Here is a 16,645-nt window from a genome sequence, read left to right as displayed (position 1 = left end):
AGGGGCTGGATGCCATGCTCGATCCCAAACTGCTGCGCAGCGACCTCGATGCGGTCGCCCAACGACTGGCCAAGCGCGGCTTCACGCTCGATACCGGCCGTCTCGAGGCGCTGGAGTCCCGCCGTCGCGAACTGCAGACCGAGACCGAGAATCTGCAGAACGAGCGCAACACCCGCTCCAAGGCGATCGGCAAGGCCAAGGCCGCCGGCGAGGACATCCAGCCGCTGCTCGACGAGGTGAGCGACCTCGGTGACCGCCTCGACGCCGCCAAGCGTCGATTGGCCGATGTGCAGGAGGAGTGGGAGGCGCTGGTCAGCGGAATTCCCAACCTGCCCCACGACAGCGTACCGGTGGGGGAGAGCGAGGAGGAGAACGTCGAGCTGCACCGCTGGGGCGTGCCGCGTGAATTCGACTTCGAGGTACGCGACCATGTCGACCTCGGCGCGCTCAAGGGGGAACTGGACTTCGAGCTGGCGGCCAAGCTGACCGGTTCGCGCTTTGCCGTGATGCGTGGCCAGATCGCCCGCCTGCACCGGGCGCTGACCCAGTTCATGCTCGACAAGCAGACCCTCGAGCACGGCTACGAGGAGTGCTACGTGCCCTACATGGTCAACGAGGCCTCGCTGTTCGGCACCGGCCAGCTGCCCAAGTTCGGCGAGGACCTGTTCCGGCTGGACGATGAGCGCAGCTATCACCTCATTCCCACCGCCGAGGTGCCGCTGACCAACTTCGCCCGCGACGAGATCCTCGACTTCAAGGCGCTGCCGCTCAGGCTCACCGCCCATACGCCTTGCTTCCGCAGCGAGGCGGGCTCCCACGGTCGCGACACCCGCGGCATGATCCGCCAGCACCAGTTCGACAAGGTCGAGATGGTACAACTGGTGGAGCCCGAGACGAGCTATGCGGCATTGGAGGAGATGCGCGGCCACGCCGAGGCGATCCTGCAGGCGCTCGAGCTGCCGTATCGGGTGGTGACGCTGTGCACCGGCGACATGGGCTTCGGCGCGGCCAAGACCTACGACCTGGAAGTGTGGCTGCCAAGCCAGCAGACCTACCGCGAGATCTCCTCGGTGTCCAACTGCGAGGACTTCCAGGCACGGCGCATGCAGGCGCGCTTCCGCCATCCCGAGCAGAAGAAACCGCAGCTGCTGCACACGCTCAACGGGTCGGGGCTGGCGGTAGGGCGCTGCCTGATCGCGGTGATGGAGAACCACCAGAACGCCGATGGCTCCATCACCGTGCCTGAGGCGCTGCGCCCCTACCTGGGCGGTATCGCCACGCTCAATTCTCGATCTCCCAGCTGACGCTGACCCCCGCCTCGATGACGATCGTCCCGGGGCGGTAGTCGGCCTGGCCGGCGCTCTCGCGGGCATCGGCGCTCATCGCCATCATGCGCGGCATGTAGATGGGAGGGCGCGTCTCGCTGATCGAGGCCACCGCCCCCAGCGAGACGCTCATGGCGCGCGCCATCAGCTCGGCCTTGTGGCGAGCCTTCTCCAGAGCCTTCACCAGCGCCTCGTCGAGCGCGGCATCGCGATCGGCAAGATCGTAGCTGATGCCATCCATGGCGTTGACCCCGGCCGCGGTCAGGGCATCGAGCAGTTGCGGCAGACGGTCGAGGTCATCGACATGAACCTGGAAGGGGCGGTCCAGGCGCGTGCGCATCAGCGTGCCATTGTCGCTGTCGCTCTGCCGTGGAGCGGGAACATACTCGGGCTGCACGCTGAGTGAGCCGGCGCTGATGTCGTCGCGTTCCACGCCCGCTTCTTCCAGCGTACGGATCAGGGCCGACGCACGCTCCTCCAGCCGATCACGGGCCTGGCGCAGGGCATCGGCACCGGTGTCGTCATCGTGACGCGCCACGGCTGGGGTGCGCTCCCATAGCCGGGCGTTGAGCGTGGCGCGATCCGGTACCACGTCGAGCTGGGCTTCGGCCTGGACGTCCAGGCGGGCGCGCGGTTCCTCGGCCTGTGCGGTGGTTCCCGTCAGCGGGATGACAGCCAGCAGGCCGCCCAGCAGCAGGTAGCGTAAGCGTAACGAAGACTTCGAGGACATCGAGTAGGCCTCCTTGCAGTAAGCATGCGAAATCGCGCGGGATCGCGCCGGACGGGATAGAGGGGCCAGCCCGGAGCGGTATGGCACCTCGTCCCACCGTCACCGGGACGGGCAGGTTTGTGCACGCGCCCGGTAACGGTCATGATAAGCAGGACGAGCCGGACAGGGATAGATGGCATGCTTCACCGCGACGACAACGTGCGATACGGTCGCCCGCTCACCTTGACGCTGGCCCTGGCGGCGCTGGTGGTGATCATTGCGGGCATACGTGCCGGCGCCGACCTGATCATCCCCATCCTGCTGGGACTGTTCATCGCCGTGATCTGCACGTCGCCGGTGAACTGGCTCCACCGCCTGGGCCTGGGCCTGCGCCTGGCGGTAGTGGTGACCCTGCTGGTGATCGGTGGCTTTCTTTCCCTGGTGGGGCTGCTTGCGGTCAATGCCTTCGGCACCTTCATCGAAGCGCTGCCCGGCATCGAGGGTCGGCTCTACGAACACTACCTCAACCTGCTCGACAGCCTGGCCGCCATGGGCCTGGCCATCGACCCCGATACGCTGGCCGGCCTGGTCGAACCCGAAGACGAGAGCGGCTGGCTCACGGCCCTGCTGGGGGGGCTTGGCAACCTGCTGATGCAGAGCGTGGTAGTGGCGCTGCTGGTGATCTTCATGCTGTTCGAGACGCTCAGCTTCCGGCGCAAGGTGGCCCGCGCGCTCGACAATCCGGAAGCCAGCCTGCAGCGCTTCCAGGAATTCAGCCAGACGCTCAAGCGTTATCTCGCGGTCAAGACGTTCGTCAGCCTGCTCACCGGTGTCATGGCGTGGCTGGCCTGCCTCCTTGCCGGGGTAGGCTTCCCCCTGCTGTGGGGCGTGCTGGCCTTCGCGCTCAATTACATCCCCAACATCGGCTCGGCCATCGCGGCCGTGCCGCCGGTACTGCTGCTGCTGGTGGCCCAGGACGGCGGGCTGTTGCCGGCCTTCGGCCTGGCCATGGCCTACCTGGCCATCAACTTCGTGCTCGGCAACCTGGTCGAGCCACGCCTGATGGGCCGAGCGCTGGGGCTATCCGCCTTTGTCGCTTTCCTCTCGCTGGTGGTCTGGGGCTGGCTGCTGGGCGTGGTCGGCATGTTGCTCTCGGTGGTGCTGACCATGACCCTGAAGATCGCCCTGGACAGCCATCCCCAGACGCGCTGGATCGCCTACCTGCTGGGGCCGGGAAAGCGCCCGTTCGTCAGTGACGTGATCGACGAGAGAACGTCGTTTCGGATCGAAGTCGAGCCGGGCCTGTCGTCGCCGGAAACGCAAACGCCCCGGCCGAAGCCGGGGCGGGACGAACGTTGACGACTTGGCCGCGTTCAGGCGTTCTGGTCGATGAACTGCACCAGTTGTGACTTGGACTGCGCGCCGACCAGGGAGGCGACCTTTGAGCCCGACTTGAACAGCATGACGGTGGGAACGCCACGAACGCCCTGCTCGGCAGCGATTTCGGGCGCATCGTCGACGTTGATGCTGACCACCTTGAGGCTGTCGGAACGCTCTTCGGCAACCTCGTCGATCACCGGGGCCATGACCTTGCAGGGGCCGCACCAAGGCGCCCAGAACTTCAGCAGCACGGGTTGCTCTGCCTTCAGGACTTCCTGCTCGAAGTTGGCATTGGTGACATCGACGTTATTGGCCATGTGAATCTCCAGTTACGTTGCGCTACATCGAGCGGGTCGGGTGACATGCGTCGGCATGTCCGGTCGGCAGATGTTAGCGGTCGGCCGGGTGTCTGGCAAATGGCCGGTGGCGTTCCCCGCCGAGCCTCGTTTTATGAGGCAGCCGGGTGAGCGCCGAGCCATCCATGACCGGGAGTAGTTCGTCAGCTTAGACAAGCCGGGGGAAGTTGACTAACGTGCCTAGCACGGAGTGAAAGTTATACGGATATGGCTCGGCTCCTGGTGCTGATGGTTATCGTCGCGACCCGGTCGGCAGAAGGCGCTGAGGAGACAGTGCAAGACGCCAAGCGGCCTGGGCAGAACGAGGCGAACCAGACAGGCAGACCTTGTCGTCGGGCCGCGATAGGGAGAGCCGGCTCATGACGTACTGCACCATTGTGTTCGACGGCGAACGTCTGCGCGGCCGCGCCGACGAGCCATTGATCGATTTCCTCAAGCAGCGCGGCCTCGACCTGCCGCATGTCTGTTACCACCCTTCGCTGGGGGCACTCGAGACCTGCGATGCCTGCTGGGTCGAGGTCGAGGGTGAACTCAAGCGCGGCTGCACGCTGAGGAGCGCCGATGGCCTGAAGGTCGAGACCCGTGGCGAACATGCCAGGGCGGCCCGCGAGGAGGGCATGGATCGCCTGCTGGCCAAGCACGAGCTCTACTGCACGGTATGCGAGAACAACAACGGCGACTGCACGCTCCACAACGCCATGGTGGACATGCGGATTCCCATCCAGCGCTACGAATTCCAGCGCAAGCCCCACGCGAAGGACACCTCCAGTCCTTTCTACACCTACGACCCCGACCAGTGCATCCTGTGCGGGCGTTGCGTGGAGGCGTGCCAGAACGTCGAGGTCAACGAAACGCTCTCCATCGACTTCGCCAGCGACAATCCGCGTGTGCTGTGGGACGGCGGCAAGCAGATCAATGACTCCAGCTGCGTCCACTGCGGTCACTGCGTAACGGTCTGTCCCTGCAACGCGCTGATGGAGAACAGCATGAACGGCAAGGCGGGGCCGTTCTCCGCCATGCCGTGGTCGCTCAAGCGGCCGATGATCGAAATCGTCAAGAAGCTCGAGACGACCACGGGGGCGGTGCCGGTATCAGGGCTGTCGGAAATCGACATGCGCCTGCGTCAGCCCGAGACCAAGCGCACCAAGACGGTGTGCACCTACTGCGGCGTCGGCTGCTCGTTCGAGATGTGGACCCGCGACCGCCACATCCTCAAGGTGCAGCCGGTGCCCGAGGCACCGGCCAACGGCATCTCCACCTGCATCAAGGGTAAGTTCGCCTGGGATTTCGTCAACAGCGAGAAGCGCCTGACCATGCCGTTGATCCGTGAGAACGGCCGCTTCCGTGAGGCCGGCTGGGACGAGGCGCTCGACCTGGTGGCACGCCGCCTGCTCGAGGTGCGCGACGCCCACGGCCCGGACAGCCTGGGCTTCATCGGTTCGAGCAAGGGCAGCAACGAGCAGGCCTACCTGGTACAGAAGATCGCGCGTCTGATCATCGGCACCAACAGCGTCGACAACTCGTCACGCTACTGCCAGAACCCCGCCACCAAGGGGCTGTTCCGGACCGTCGGCTATGGCGGTGACGCAGGCTCGATCGCGGATATCGAGCAGGCCGAGGTCGTGGTGATCGTCGGCAGCAATACCGCCGAGAATCATCCGGTCATCGCTTCGAAGATCAAGGCGGCCCACAAGTTGCACGGGCAGAAGCTGATCGTGATCGACCCGCGCAAGCACGAGATGGCCGAACGCGCCGACATCTTCCTGCGCCCCAATGCCAGCACCGATCTGATCTGGGCCTCGGCCTTGTCGCGCTACATGTTCGACCATGGCCTGGCCGACACGGAATTCCTGGAAAAATGGGTCAATAACGTCGAAGAATATCGTGACTCGCTAGCCCCTTACAGCCTGGAATATGCCGAGCACATCACCGGCATTTCGCGCCAGTCCCTGATCGAGACCGCCGAGATGATTGGCCGCGCCGACAGCGTCTGTCTGCTCTGGGCGATGGGCATTACCCAACACAGCCACGGGTCGGACATCAGCACCTCGCTGTCCAACCTGCTGCTGGTCACGGGCAACTACGGCAAGCCGGGAACCGGCGGCTATCCGATGCGCGGCCACAACAACGTGCAGGGCGCCAGTGACTTCGGCTGCCTGCGCAACATGTATCCCGGTTATGAAAAGGTCACCGACCCCGCAGCGCGCAAGCGCTGGGCCGAGGGTTGGGGGGTCCCCCCCGAACGGCTCTCCGACAAGGTCGGCGAGGGCAACTTCCTGATGGTGCAGTCGGCCGAAAAGGGCAGCATCAAGGCGATGTACGTCATCGGCGAAGAGACGGCGTTCTCCGACGCCAACACGCATAACGTGCATTCGGCGTTCGAAGCGCTCGATTTCATGGTGGTACAGGACGTGTTCCTGAGCCGCACCGCCGAGTTCGCCGACGTGGTGTTGCCCGCCTGCCCGAGCGTCGAGCAGGACGGCACCTACGTGAACACGGAACGTCGTATCCAGCGTGCCTACCAGGTACTCGAGCCCCTCGGCGACAGCCGCCCCGACTGGCGGATCCTCACCGAGCTGGCAGCACGCATGGGGCACGACTGGGGCTATACCCATCCCGCCCAGATCATGGCCGAATGCGCGCGGATCTCGCCGATGTTCGCGGGGGTTTCCTACGAGCGGCTGGAGGGGTGGAAATCACAGCAGTGGCCGGTAGCAGCCGACGGTACCGACTCGCCACTGCTCTACACCGATGGCTTTCCCAATCCCGACGGCAGGGCCAACCTCTACCCCCTTGAATGGCAGGAGCCCGAGGAGACCCCCGACGCGGAGTACGACCTCTCCCTCGACAATGGCCGCCTGCTCGAGCAGTTCCAGGGAGCCAACCAGACGGGGCGCTCGGCGGGCATCTGGGACCAGGTGCCGCACGGTTATGTCGAAGTCAGCCCTGAGCTCGCCGCCGAACGGGGCATCGAGGAGGGTGCCTGGGTGCGAATCACATCGCGGCGCGACAGCATCGAATTCCCGGCGGTCATCACCGACCGGGTCGCCGGCAAGACGCTGTTCATGCCCATTCACTTCGGCAAGCCGGGGGTCAATGCGCTGACCGGCGAGCACAACGACCCCGACGTGCAGACCCCGGCCTACAAGGAAACCGCGGTGAAGCTCGAGGTGCTCGACAAGCGCGGCGATCCGCCGCTTCCCGCCCACAACTACCGCCATGGGCGCCCGACGCCGACGACGGGCGTCGAGGTCGAGGTGAAGTGGGCGCGGGGAGACTACACGCTGCCGCCCGCCCGGCAATCCAACCCGAGGAACATGTAATGGCCGAACGAATCTCGCATGACGTGACGCCGCCCAGGATCGGCCCCGATGCCCACGAGGAGCTCGAGCAGCTACTGCAGGTGCTGCATGAGCATGGCGTGCTGCGCCTGGCCAAGGACCTGGTAGGGGCCAATACCTCGATTGCCAGTGTCGTGATGGATGGTCTGGGCAAGGAGTCCACCCTCAATGCCATTCAGAACCTGGCCATTCTTGGCATGATGCTTTCGGACATCCCGCCGGAGCGCTTCTATCGTGTGACGTTCGCCCTCAGGGAGGCGCTGGACCGGATCGGCCAGCACCAGCCCGGCGAGGAGGGCGGCGATGCCCCGGGCGTCAGCGGGGCCTACCGCATGCTCAACGACGATGAGCTGTGGCGGGCGGTGGCGCCGCTGGTGGAGGGGCTCAAGGCGTTCGCCGAGCGTCTCGACAAACCGGTCGACAAGCCGGTCAGCGATTACTTCGGCAAGCCGACCAGCGGCCCTTGAGCAACATTCGTGGTGAGATCCTGAGCAGGGTCGCGTCGCTCCCATGGCCGGAATACTCTTTTGACGATATGCTATTTGGTGATTAGGCAGCGATGTCTAATCACCATTGCATCTGTCTTGCCGGGCGTCAGGGAGCCAAAGTCGACCATGAAACTACAGCAGCTGCGCTACGTCTGGGAAGTGACCCGCCACAACCTCAACGTGTCGGCAACGGCCCAGAGCCTGTTCACTTCGCAGCCCGGTATCTCCAAGCAGATCCGTTTGCTGGAAGACGAGCTGGGGGTGGAAATCTTCGCCCGCAGTGGCAAGCATCTGACCCGCGTCACACCGGCCGGCGAGGCCATCGTGGAGCTGGCCGGGCAGGTGCTGCGGCTTACCGACAACATCAAGCAAGTGGCGCAGGAGCACAGCGACGAGCGTCGCGGCAGCCTGTCGATCGCCACCACCCATACCCAGGCTCGCTACGCCCTGCCGCCGGTGATCGGCGAGTTCACCCGCAAGTATCCGGATGTCGCCCTGCACATGCAGCAGGGCACTCCCAAGCAGATCGCGCAGATGGTCAGCGACGGCATGGCCGATTTCGCCATTTGCACCGAGTCGCTGGAGCTGTTCACCGACCTGATATTGTTGCCCTGCTATCGCTGGAACCGCTGCGTGCTGGTGCCTCGCGGCCACCCACTGGCCGGTGAGGGGGGGGTGACCCTCGAGCGTCTGGCCGAGCAGCCGATCGTGACCTATGTGTTCGGTTTTACCGGGCGCTCCCAGCTCGATGATGCCTTCCGGGCCAAGGGGCTCACCCCCAACGTGGTGCTTACCGCTGCCGATGCCGACGTGATCAAGACCTATGTCAGGCTCGGCCTGGGGGTCGGCATCGTGGCGCACATGGCCTACGATCCCATGCTCGACGACGATCTGGTGGCGCTCGAGGCGGGCCACCTGTTCGAGAGTTCGGTGACCAAGATCGGCATTCGCCGCGGCACCTTCATGCGCGGTTACATGTACGACTTCGTCAAGGGCTTCGCCGGCCATCTCGAGCGGGACCTGGTCGATGCGGCGCTGGCTGCCGGGCCGCGTCACGAGGCCGAGCTGTTTCAGCACGTGGAGCTGCCGGTGCGCTAGAAAAAAGGCGGGCCGAGCTCTGCTCGGTCCCGCCTTGGGCCAGGTCCGGAGGGGGTCAGTGCTGCAGGTGCAGCCCGCACTCGCGTTTCTCTTCCACCTTGGTGGGATCGAAGTAATCGAACTCGTTGGGCAGGTCATGCTGCTGCAGGTACTGGTACATCTGCTTGGCGCTCCAGTGGAGAACCGGGGACACCTTCAGCAGGCCATCGGCATTCTTGCTGACCGGCTGCATGCGTGATCGCTCGGGGGTGTCCTCGGCGCGCAGGGCGGTGAACCAGACGTCCGGTGCCATCTCGCGCAGCGCCCGTTCGAACGGCTCCAGCTTGACCTCACGTGTGAACGCCTCGTGGCGCGGATCGTCGATGCCCGGCATGGGGCCCTCCACCGCCTCGCGGTGAGCCCGGGTGCGCTTCGGCAGATAGGTGATCAGGTTGAGGTCGAGGCGCTCGACCAGTGCATCGGCGAAGCGATACGTCGCCTCCGTGTTGTAGCCATGATCCATCCACACCACCGGGATGGAAGGCAGATGGCGCGTCACCATGTGCAGCAGTACGGCTTCGAAGGGGCGAAAGTTGGTCGTGATGATGGGCTTGCGGCCTTGCGCCAGGGCCCACCGGATCAGCGCATCCGGGTCGTTGCCAAGTTCCTGATTGATAGCGTCGAGTTCAGCCATGGGGGCTCCAGGGTCGTTGATGGCATCTTGGCCCTACCCTACCAAAGGCAGCGAATCGCTCCCCAATATCGTTTCATTGGATGCATATAGCCGAAAGGCAAAAAAGTTGCGGGCTTTATTCCATTTCATGCTTTGCCTCCTTCCAAAGCGGCCATGAGGTGGCGAATCTTATCCAGCGTCTCGACGTACTCCGCCTCGACATCGGAGTCGGCTACCAGCCCTCCGCCGCCCCATAGGTGGAGGCGTTCGCCATCGGCCACCGCGGTGCGAATGGCGATCGAGGTGTCCATGTTGCCGCGCACGTCGACGAAGCCCAGGCTGCCGCAGTAGACACTGCGTCGGCTCGGTTCCAGCTCGTCGATGATCTGCATTGCCCGCACTTTTGGGGCGCCGGTGATCGAGCCGCCGGGAAAGGCGGCCGCGAGCAGGTCCAGCGGGCGCCGCCCCGCCTCCAGTTCGCCGCATACGATGCTGACCAAGTGATGCACGTTGGCGTAGCTCTCCAGGCCGCACAGTTGGGGTACCCGTACACTGCCTGGGCGGCACACGCGGCCCAGGTCGTTGCGCAGAAGGTCGACGATCATCACGTTCTCGGCACGATCCTTGTGGCTGGCTTTCAGTTCATCGGCCAGGCGTCGGTCCTGCTCGGGCGTGGCGCCGCGCGGTCGCGTGCCCTTGATCGGTCGGGTCTCGACGTGTCCATCGGCTCGGCAGTGCAGGAAACGCTCGGGCGAGAGCGACAGGATGGCCTGCTCGCCCCGCTCGGTCGGCCAGGCCATGTAGCCGGCAAACGGGGTCGGTGTCGCCTGGCGCAAGCGCAGGTAGGCCGACCAGAGGTCGCCACGGTAGGGCGCGCTGAAGCGCTGCGCCAGGTTGATCTGGTAGCAGTCGCCGGCGCGAATGTATGCCTGGACGGCGGCGAAGCGCCGGGCATAGCCGGCACGATCCATTTCGCCGGCGAAGGGAGAGAGCAACTGAAAATCGGCGCCTGGCGGAGCGGGCTGATGCAACCAGCCCAGGACCTGCTCGCGCCTCGCGTGCGTGGCTACCAGCCAGCTCGCTTTCTCGCGATGGTCCTGGATCAAGGCCCAGTCGTAGAGCCCGGTGCGGCTGGTCGGTAGCGCCACCACGGGGGCCGAGGCGTCCCCCACCGGCTCGAGCGCCCGCCCCAGGTCGTAGCCCCAGTAGCCGATCAGGCCGCCGAGGAAGGGCAGGTGGCTGGCGGGGAACTCGAGCGAGAGACTCTCCAGTAGCGCCTGCTGGGCGACGAAGGGGTTACGCTGCTCGCATAGGGCGCCGTCCACCCTGACGTTGCCCTGCCCATCGACGCTCAGCAGCGACACGGGGTCGCTCGAGATAATGTCGTAACGACCGCCGAAGGCGGCGGGCCTGCCGCTATCGAGCAGGACGGCTCCCGGGCGCTGGCGCAGGGAAGCGAAGTAGGCGCGCGGGTCCTCCCGATAGGGAAGCGAGCTGATTTGCAGTCTTTCAGTCATCAGGGGGCCTTCCGGAACGGGCCAACCATTCTAGGGGGCAGTGTGCGTTTTGTCGTGAGAGTCGTTGCTTTGTTAACGATCCTCGCGTCAACGCTGGCAAGATTGTCGACATCAAGTGCAGTGACAGTTTCTCGCATTACAACCAAAGGCGTAGGATATCGCTCCGTCAGGGAGGTTGACCAGAGATGAGGCAGTGTCTAAAGTCACTTCATTCACTAATTGTCGACAATTGCCATGAACTCAGCCGCTCCAGAACAAACCTCTCCGGAAGTTCGCACCCTGGCCGAACGCGTCTTTCACCAGCTTCAGGATGCCATCGTCCGCGGTGAGCTGGCGCCGGGCAGCAAGATCACCGAGCCGGGCCTGTCGAAGACCTACGGCATCTCTCGCGGCCCGCTGCGCGAGGCGATGCGTCGCCTGGAGGCTCATCGCCTGATCGAGCGCGTGCCTCACGTCGGGGCGCGGGTGATCAAGCTGTCGATGAAGGAACTGCTCGAGCTGTTCGACGTGCGCGAGGCGCTCGAGAGCATGGCCGCACGCCTGGCCGCCGAGCACATGACCCGCGAGGAGATCGCCGGCCTGCGCGAGGTGCTGGCGCTGCATGAGCGTCAATCGGATCTCCAGAGCGGTGAGGCCTACTACCAGCGCGAAGGCGATCTGGATTTCCATTATCGCATCGTGCAGGGCAGCCATAACCGCATGCTGATGACGATGCTGTGCGACGACCTCTATTACCTGGTGCGGCTCTATCGCACCCAGTTCAGTGCCAGCGGCACCCGGCCCCAGCGCGCCTTTGTCGAACACCACCGCATCGTCGATGCCATCGAGGCGGGGGATGCCGAGCTGGCCGAGCTGTTGATGCGCCGTCACGTCAGCGCCTCGCGGGCCAACGTGGCCGACCGCTACGCCGAGATTCTCAAGGAGCAGGCCGAGGCCACTGCCTGAGGCCGGCTCGAACGATCACACAGGAGCCTATCCATGACGCAACCCACGCCCGGCGCTCGCTTTCGTGCCGCCCTCGACGCCAACCGGCCGCTGCCCATCGTCGGTACCATCAATGCCTATACCGCGATGATGGCCGAGCGGGTCGGCCATCAGGCCATCTATCTTTCCGGCGGTGGGGTGGCCAATGCTTCCTTCGGCCTGCCCGACCTGGGCATGACCACCATGAACGATGTGGTCGAGGACGCTCATCGCATCTGCGGCGCCACCGACCTGCCGTTGCTGGTGGACATCGATACCGGCTGGGGCGGTGCGTTCAATATCGCGCGCACCGTCAAGGAGATGCAGCGTGCCGGCGTGGCGGCGGTTCACCTGGAGGATCAGGTGGCGCAGAAGCGCTGCGGGCACCGTCCCAACAAGGAGATCGTCTCCAGTCAGGAGATGGTCGATCGCATCAAGGCCGCCGCCGACGCACGCATCGACCCGGACTTCGCCCTGATCGCGCGTACAGACGCCTTCCAGAAAGAGGGGCTCGACGCCGCCATCGATCGTGCCAACGCCTGCATCGAGGCGGGCGCCGATGCGATCTTCGCCGAGGCGGTGCATACCCTGGACGATTACCGCGCCTTCTGTGAGCGGGTCGAGGCGCCGATCCTGGCCAACATCACCGAGTTCGGCGCCACCCCGCTGTTCAGCCAGGAGGAGCTCGCCGAGGTGGGCTGTCGCATGGTGCTCTATCCGCTGTCGGCCTTCCGCGCCATGAATGCGGCCGCGCTGAAGGTCTATCGCAGCATCCTGGAAAACGGCCATCAGCGCGACGTGGTCGAGCTGATGCAGACCCGCGACGAACTCTACGACTTCCTCAATTACCACGCCTTCGAGCAGAAGCTCGATGCGCTGTTTGCCGAGAAAGGCGCGGACACCTGAGTCCGACCCGTTACGCCGATAACAACACGCCATATCAAGGAGACACGACATGTCAGACAAACCCATCGGTGGTGCCGGCCTGCGCGGCCAGAGCGCCGGGAGTACGGCCCTGTGTACCGTCGGCAAGACCGGTTCCGGCCTGACCTATCGCGGCTTCGACATCAAGGAACTGGCCGAGAAGGCGCGCTTCGAGGAAGTGGCCTATCTGCTGCTCAAGGGCAAGCTGCCCAGCCAGGCCGAGCTTGACGCCTACGTCAGCAAGCTCAAGGGACTGCGTGGCCTGCCGGCAGCGCTCAAGGCCGTGCTCGAACAGATCCCCAAGGACGCGCATCCGATGGATGTGATGCGTACCGGTGCCTCGATGCTCGGCAACCTCGAGACCGAGGAGAACTTCGAGCAGCAGCAAGACGTCTCCGACCGCCTGCTGGCGGTGCTGCCGTCGATCATCTGCTACTGGTATCGCTACAGCCATGACGGCGTGCGCATCGAGACCGAGACCGACGACGAGTCGGTAGGCGCTCACTTCCTGCACCTGCTACGTGGCAAGGCCCCCTCCGAGCTGCATGCCCGGGTGATGAATGTCTCGCTGATCCTGTATGCCGAGCACGAGTTCAACGCCTCGACCTTTACCGCCCGGGTGTGTGCATCGACGCTCTCCGACATGCACTCCTGCGTGACCGGTGCGATCGGTTCGCTGCGCGGCCCGCTGCATGGCGGCGCCAACGAAGCGGCCATGGCCATGATCGAGAACTGGACGTCGCCGGAAGAGGCCGAGCAAAAGATCATGGGCATGCTCGAGCGCAAGGAGAAGATCATGGGCTTCGGCCACGCGATCTATCGCGAGTCCGACCCGCGCAACGCCATCATCAAGGAGTGGTCGAAAAAACTCGCCGAGGACGTGGGCGACACCGTGCTCTATCCGGTTTCCGAGCGCGTCGAGGCGGTGATGTGGCGCGAGAAGAAGCTGTTCTGCAACGCCGACTTCTTCCACGCCAGCGCCTATCACTTCATGGACATTCCCACCAAGCTGTTCACGCCGATCTTCGTCTGTTCGCGCGTCACCGGCTGGTGTGCCCATGTCTTCGAGCAGCGCGCCAACAACCGTATCATTCGTCCCAGTGCCGACTACATCGGCCCCGAGAAGAGCCAGTGGGTACCGATCGAGGAGCGTGACTGAACCTGCACGTACAGGCGGCCTTCGGGCCGCCTTCTTCCTCGCCCGATCTCACACCACGCGAAGACCGTCGACCCATGAATACTCAATATCGCAAACCGCTTCCCGGCACCGCGCTGGACTACTTCGACGTGCGTGAGGCCGTCGAGGCGATCCAGCCCGGAGCTTACGACACCCTTCCATATACCTCTCGCGTACTGGCCGAGCAGCTGGTCCGCCGCTGCGAGCCGGAACTGCTCACCGATGCGCTCAAGCAGCTGATCGAGCGCAAGCGCGACCTGGATTTCCCCTGGTACCCGGCGCGGGTGGTGTGCCATGACATCCTCGGCCAGACGGCGCTGGTCGACCTGGCCGGCCTGCGCGACGCCATCGCCGAGAAGGGTGGTGACCCGGCCAAGGTCAACCCGGTGGTGCCGACCCAGCTGATCGTCGACCACTCCCTGGCCGTGGAGTGCGGCGGCGACGACCCCGATGCCTTCGCCAAGAACCGGGCCATTGAGGATCGCCGTAACGAGGATCGCTTCCATTTCATCGACTGGACCCGCACCGCGTTCGAGAACGTCGACGTGATCCCCGCCGGCAACGGCATCATGCACCAGATCAACCTGGAAAAGATGTCGCCGGTGATCCAGGCCCGCGATGGTGTGGCTTATCCCGATACCTGCGTGGGCACCGACAGCCACACCCCGCATATCGACTGCCTGGGCGTCATCGCCATCGGCGTGGGCGGGCTCGAGGCCGAGACCGTGATGCTCGGGCGTCCCTCGATGATGCGCCTGCCCGACATCATCGGCGTCGAGCTGACCGGCAAGCGCCAGCCCGGCATCACCGCCACCGACATCGTGCTGGCGATCACCGAGTTCCTACGCCAGGAGCGGGTGGTGGGCGCCTACCTGGAGTTCTTCGGCGAAGGCGCCGATAGCCTCACCATCGGCGACCGCGCTACCATCTCCAACATGACGCCGGAGTACGGCGCCACCGCGGCGATGTTCTACATCGACCAGCAGACCCTCGACTACCTGACCATCACTGGCCGTGAGCCGGAGCAGGTGGCGTTGGTCGAGAACTATGCCAAGACCGTGGGGCTGTGGGCCGACAGCCTGAAGAATGCCGAGTACGAGCGCGTGCTCACCTTCGATCTCTCCAGCGTCGAGCGCAACCTGGCCGGGCCTTCCAACCCCCATCGTCGCCTGCCGACTTCGGCGCTGGCCGAGCGCGGCATCGCCGTGAACCTGGAGCAGGCCCTGGCCGAGGAGAGGGCCGGCAGGATGCCCGACGGCGCGGTGATCATCGCCGCCATCACCAGCTGTACCAATACCTCCAACCCGCGCAACGTCGTGGCGGCGGGGCTGCTGGCCAAGAAGGCCAACGAACTGGGCCTGGTACGCAAGCCCTGGGTAAAATCCTCCTTCGCCCCCGGGTCCAAGGTCGCGCGCCTTTATCTGGAGGAGGCCGGCCTGCTGCCCGAACTCGAGAAGCTCGGCTTCGGCATCGTCGCCTACGCCTGCACCACCTGCAACGGCATGTCCGGCGCGCTGCGCCCGGAGATCCAGCAGGAGATCATCGACCGCGACCTCTATGCCACCGCAGTGCTCTCCGGCAACCGCAACTTCGACGGGCGCATCCACCCCTACGCCAAGCAGGCCTTCCTGGCCTCGCCGCCGCTGGTGGTGGCCTACGCCATTGCCGGCACCGTGCGCTTCGACATCGAGAAGGACGCACTGGGCTACGACAAGGCCGGTAACCCCGTCACCCTCAAGGAGCTGTGGCCCAGCGACGAAGAGATCGATGCCATTGTCGACGAGTACGTGAAGCCGGAGCAGTTCAAGCAGGTCTACATCCCCATGTTCAACCTCGACGAGGTAGAACAGGCCAAGAGCCCGCTCTACGAATGGCGTCCGCAGAGTACCTATATTCGTCGTCCGCCCTATTGGGAGGGCAACATGGCGCGTGAGCGTGCGCTGAAGGGCATGCGGCCGCTGGCAATCCTGCCCGACAACATCACCACCGACCACCTGTCGCCCTCCAACGCCATTCTCCTGGACAGCGCGGCGGGCGAGTACCTGGCCAAGATGGGCTTGCCGGAGGAGGACTTCAACTCCTACGCCACCCACCGCGGCGACCACCTCACCGCCCAGCGCGCCACGCTGGCCAACCCCAAGCTGTTCAACGAGATGGTGCGGGACGAGAAGGGCGAGGTGATCCAGGGTTCGCTGGCGCGCATCGAGCCGGAAGGCAAGGTCACCCGCATGTGGGAGGCCATCGAGACCTACATGGAGCGCGGACAGCCGCTGATCGTCATCGCCGGGGCCGACTACGGCCAGGGCAGCTCGCGCGACTGGGCGGCCAAGGGCGTGGCGCTGGCCGGCGTGGAGGCCATCGTCGCCGAGGGCTTCGAGCGCATCCACCGCACCAACCTGGTGGGCATGGGTGTGATGCCGCTGCAGTTCCAGGAGGGCACCACGCGCCACACGCTCAAGCTCGACGGCACCGAGACCTATGACGTCGAAGGCAAGCCGGCGCCTCGGGCAACGCTCGAACTGGTCATTCACCGCAAGTCCGGTGACGTCGAGCGGGTACCGGTGATCTGCCGTCTGGATACCGCCGAGGAGGTTACGGTCTACTCCGCCGGTGGCGTGCTGCAGCGCTTCGCCCAGGACTTTCTCGAGTCCGAAGCGGTGGCCTGATCCACACATCACGTGAACGCCCCGGCGTCATCGCCGGGGTTCTCCGTCA

At 65.0% G+C, this 16,645-nt stretch carries 13 protein-coding genes; 9 read left to right on the top strand and 4 right to left on the bottom strand.

All coding sequences use genetic code 11. The features are described from left to right. Positions 1-14: 14 nt before the first annotated feature. The gene (gene serS / locus HNO51_RS14225; protein WP_197447955.1) at positions 15-1,304 is read left to right on the top strand and encodes a serine--tRNA ligase; all 1,290 of its coding nucleotides are present in this window, start codon (positions 15-17) and stop codon (positions 1,302-1,304) included. On the opposite strand, the gene HNO51_RS14220 is transcribed toward serS, so the two are convergent. After that, positions 1,282-2,055 carry an SIMPL domain-containing protein gene (locus tag HNO51_RS14220; protein ID WP_209537694.1) on the bottom strand — a complete coding sequence of 258 codons (774 nt, stop codon included), beginning with the start codon at positions 2,053-2,055 and terminating at the stop codon, positions 1,282-1,284. The genes serS and HNO51_RS14220 overlap by 23 nt on opposite strands. Positions 2,056-2,232: 177 nt before the next feature. Between HNO51_RS14220 and HNO51_RS14215 the strand changes: the two genes are divergently transcribed. Then, positions 2,233-3,393, top strand: coding sequence for an AI-2E family transporter (locus HNO51_RS14215; RefSeq protein WP_111413743.1), 1,161 nt, complete (start codon positions 2,233-2,235; stop codon positions 3,391-3,393). 14 nt (positions 3,394-3,407) lie between these two features. On the opposite strand, the gene trxA is transcribed toward HNO51_RS14215, so the two are convergent. After that, the gene (gene trxA / locus HNO51_RS14210; RefSeq protein ID WP_197447954.1) at positions 3,408-3,731 is read right to left on the bottom strand and encodes a thioredoxin; all 324 of its coding nucleotides are present in this window, start codon (positions 3,729-3,731) and stop codon (positions 3,408-3,410) included. A gap of 398 nt (positions 3,732-4,129) precedes the next feature. On the opposite strand from trxA, the gene fdhF reads away from it, so the two are divergent. From fdhF to cysB, 3 genes are all read left to right on the top strand, one after another. Further along, on the top strand, positions 4,130-7,093 hold the full coding sequence (gene fdhF, locus HNO51_RS14205; RefSeq protein WP_209537693.1) for a formate dehydrogenase subunit alpha: 2,964 nt from the start codon (positions 4,130-4,132) through the stop codon (positions 7,091-7,093). Continuing rightward, entirely contained in the window at positions 7,093-7,578 is a 486-nt protein-coding gene (locus tag HNO51_RS14200) for a helical membrane plugin domain-containing protein (protein ID WP_197447952.1), read from the top strand. Before fdhF ends, HNO51_RS14200 begins: the two co-directional genes overlap by 1 nt. A 147-nt stretch (positions 7,579-7,725) precedes the next feature. Next, a complete protein-coding gene (gene cysB, locus HNO51_RS14195) occupies positions 7,726-8,697 on the top strand; it encodes an HTH-type transcriptional regulator CysB (RefSeq protein ID WP_197447951.1) in 972 nt (323 codons plus the stop codon). A 55-nt stretch (positions 8,698-8,752) separates the two neighbouring features. Here cysB and HNO51_RS14190 read toward each other — a convergent pair whose 3' ends face one another. Both HNO51_RS14190 and pabB read right to left on the bottom strand, forming a co-directional pair. After that, positions 8,753-9,370, bottom strand: a complete 618-nt coding sequence (locus tag HNO51_RS14190) for a phosphoadenosine phosphosulfate reductase domain-containing protein (protein WP_197447950.1) — start codon at positions 9,368-9,370, stop codon at positions 8,753-8,755. A gap of 125 nt (positions 9,371-9,495) precedes the next feature. Beyond that, positions 9,496-10,866 (bottom strand): aminodeoxychorismate synthase component I, encoded by a 1,371-nt coding sequence (gene pabB / locus HNO51_RS14185; protein WP_197447949.1) that lies wholly within the window; start codon positions 10,864-10,866, stop codon positions 9,496-9,498. Between the two features lie 234 nt (positions 10,867-11,100). Between pabB and HNO51_RS14180 the strand changes: the two genes are divergently transcribed. The 4 genes from HNO51_RS14180 (at position 11,101) to acnD (ending at position 16,596) form a co-directional block, all read left to right on the top strand. Then, on the top strand, positions 11,101-11,811 hold the full coding sequence (locus HNO51_RS14180) for a GntR family transcriptional regulator (RefSeq protein ID WP_197447948.1): 711 nt from the start codon (positions 11,101-11,103) through the stop codon (positions 11,809-11,811). 33 nt (positions 11,812-11,844) lie between these two features. Further along, positions 11,845-12,735, top strand: a complete 891-nt coding sequence (gene prpB / locus HNO51_RS14175; RefSeq protein ID WP_197447947.1) for a methylisocitrate lyase — start codon at positions 11,845-11,847, stop codon at positions 12,733-12,735. A gap of 49 nt (positions 12,736-12,784) precedes the next feature. After that, a complete protein-coding gene (prpC, locus tag HNO51_RS14170; RefSeq protein ID WP_197447946.1) occupies positions 12,785-13,912 on the top strand; it encodes a bifunctional 2-methylcitrate synthase/citrate synthase in 1,128 nt (375 codons plus the stop codon). Between the two features lie 74 nt (positions 13,913-13,986). Further along, entirely contained in the window at positions 13,987-16,596 is a 2,610-nt protein-coding gene (acnD, locus tag HNO51_RS14165; protein ID WP_197447945.1) for a Fe/S-dependent 2-methylisocitrate dehydratase AcnD, read from the top strand. Positions 16,597-16,645: the final 49 nt, after the last annotated feature.

Source organism: Billgrantia sulfidoxydans, assembly GCF_017868775.1.
Lineage (GTDB): Bacteria > Pseudomonadota > Gammaproteobacteria > Pseudomonadales > Halomonadaceae > Halomonas > Halomonas sulfidoxydans.
Note: the sequence above shows the minus strand (reverse complement) of the source record. Positions and strands in the feature narration are given on the sequence as shown.

Coding starts and splice junctions, on each gene's coding strand:
- serS (WP_197447955.1), top strand. CDS start 15: ATGCTCGATCCCAAACTGCTGCGCAGCGACCTCGATGCGGTCGCCCAA.
- HNO51_RS14220 (WP_209537694.1), bottom strand. CDS start 2,055: ATGTCCTCGAAGTCTTCGTTACGCTTACGCTACCTGCTGCTGGGCGGC.
- HNO51_RS14215 (WP_111413743.1), top strand. CDS start 2,233: ATGCTTCACCGCGACGACAACGTGCGATACGGTCGCCCGCTCACCTTG.
- trxA (WP_197447954.1), bottom strand. CDS start 3,731: ATGGCCAATAACGTCGATGTCACCAATGCCAACTTCGAGCAGGAAGTC.
- fdhF (WP_209537693.1), top strand. CDS start 4,130: ATGACGTACTGCACCATTGTGTTCGACGGCGAACGTCTGCGCGGCCGC.
- HNO51_RS14200 (WP_197447952.1), top strand. CDS start 7,093: ATGGCCGAACGAATCTCGCATGACGTGACGCCGCCCAGGATCGGCCCC.
- cysB (WP_197447951.1), top strand. CDS start 7,726: ATGAAACTACAGCAGCTGCGCTACGTCTGGGAAGTGACCCGCCACAAC.
- HNO51_RS14190 (WP_197447950.1), bottom strand. CDS start 9,370: ATGGCTGAACTCGACGCTATCAATCAGGAACTTGGCAACGACCCGGAT.
- pabB (WP_197447949.1), bottom strand. CDS start 10,866: ATGACTGAAAGACTGCAAATCAGCTCGCTTCCCTATCGGGAGGACCCG.
- HNO51_RS14180 (WP_197447948.1), top strand. CDS start 11,101: ATGAACTCAGCCGCTCCAGAACAAACCTCTCCGGAAGTTCGCACCCTG.
- prpB (WP_197447947.1), top strand. CDS start 11,845: ATGACGCAACCCACGCCCGGCGCTCGCTTTCGTGCCGCCCTCGACGCC.
- prpC (WP_197447946.1), top strand. CDS start 12,785: ATGTCAGACAAACCCATCGGTGGTGCCGGCCTGCGCGGCCAGAGCGCC.
- acnD (WP_197447945.1), top strand. CDS start 13,987: ATGAATACTCAATATCGCAAACCGCTTCCCGGCACCGCGCTGGACTAC.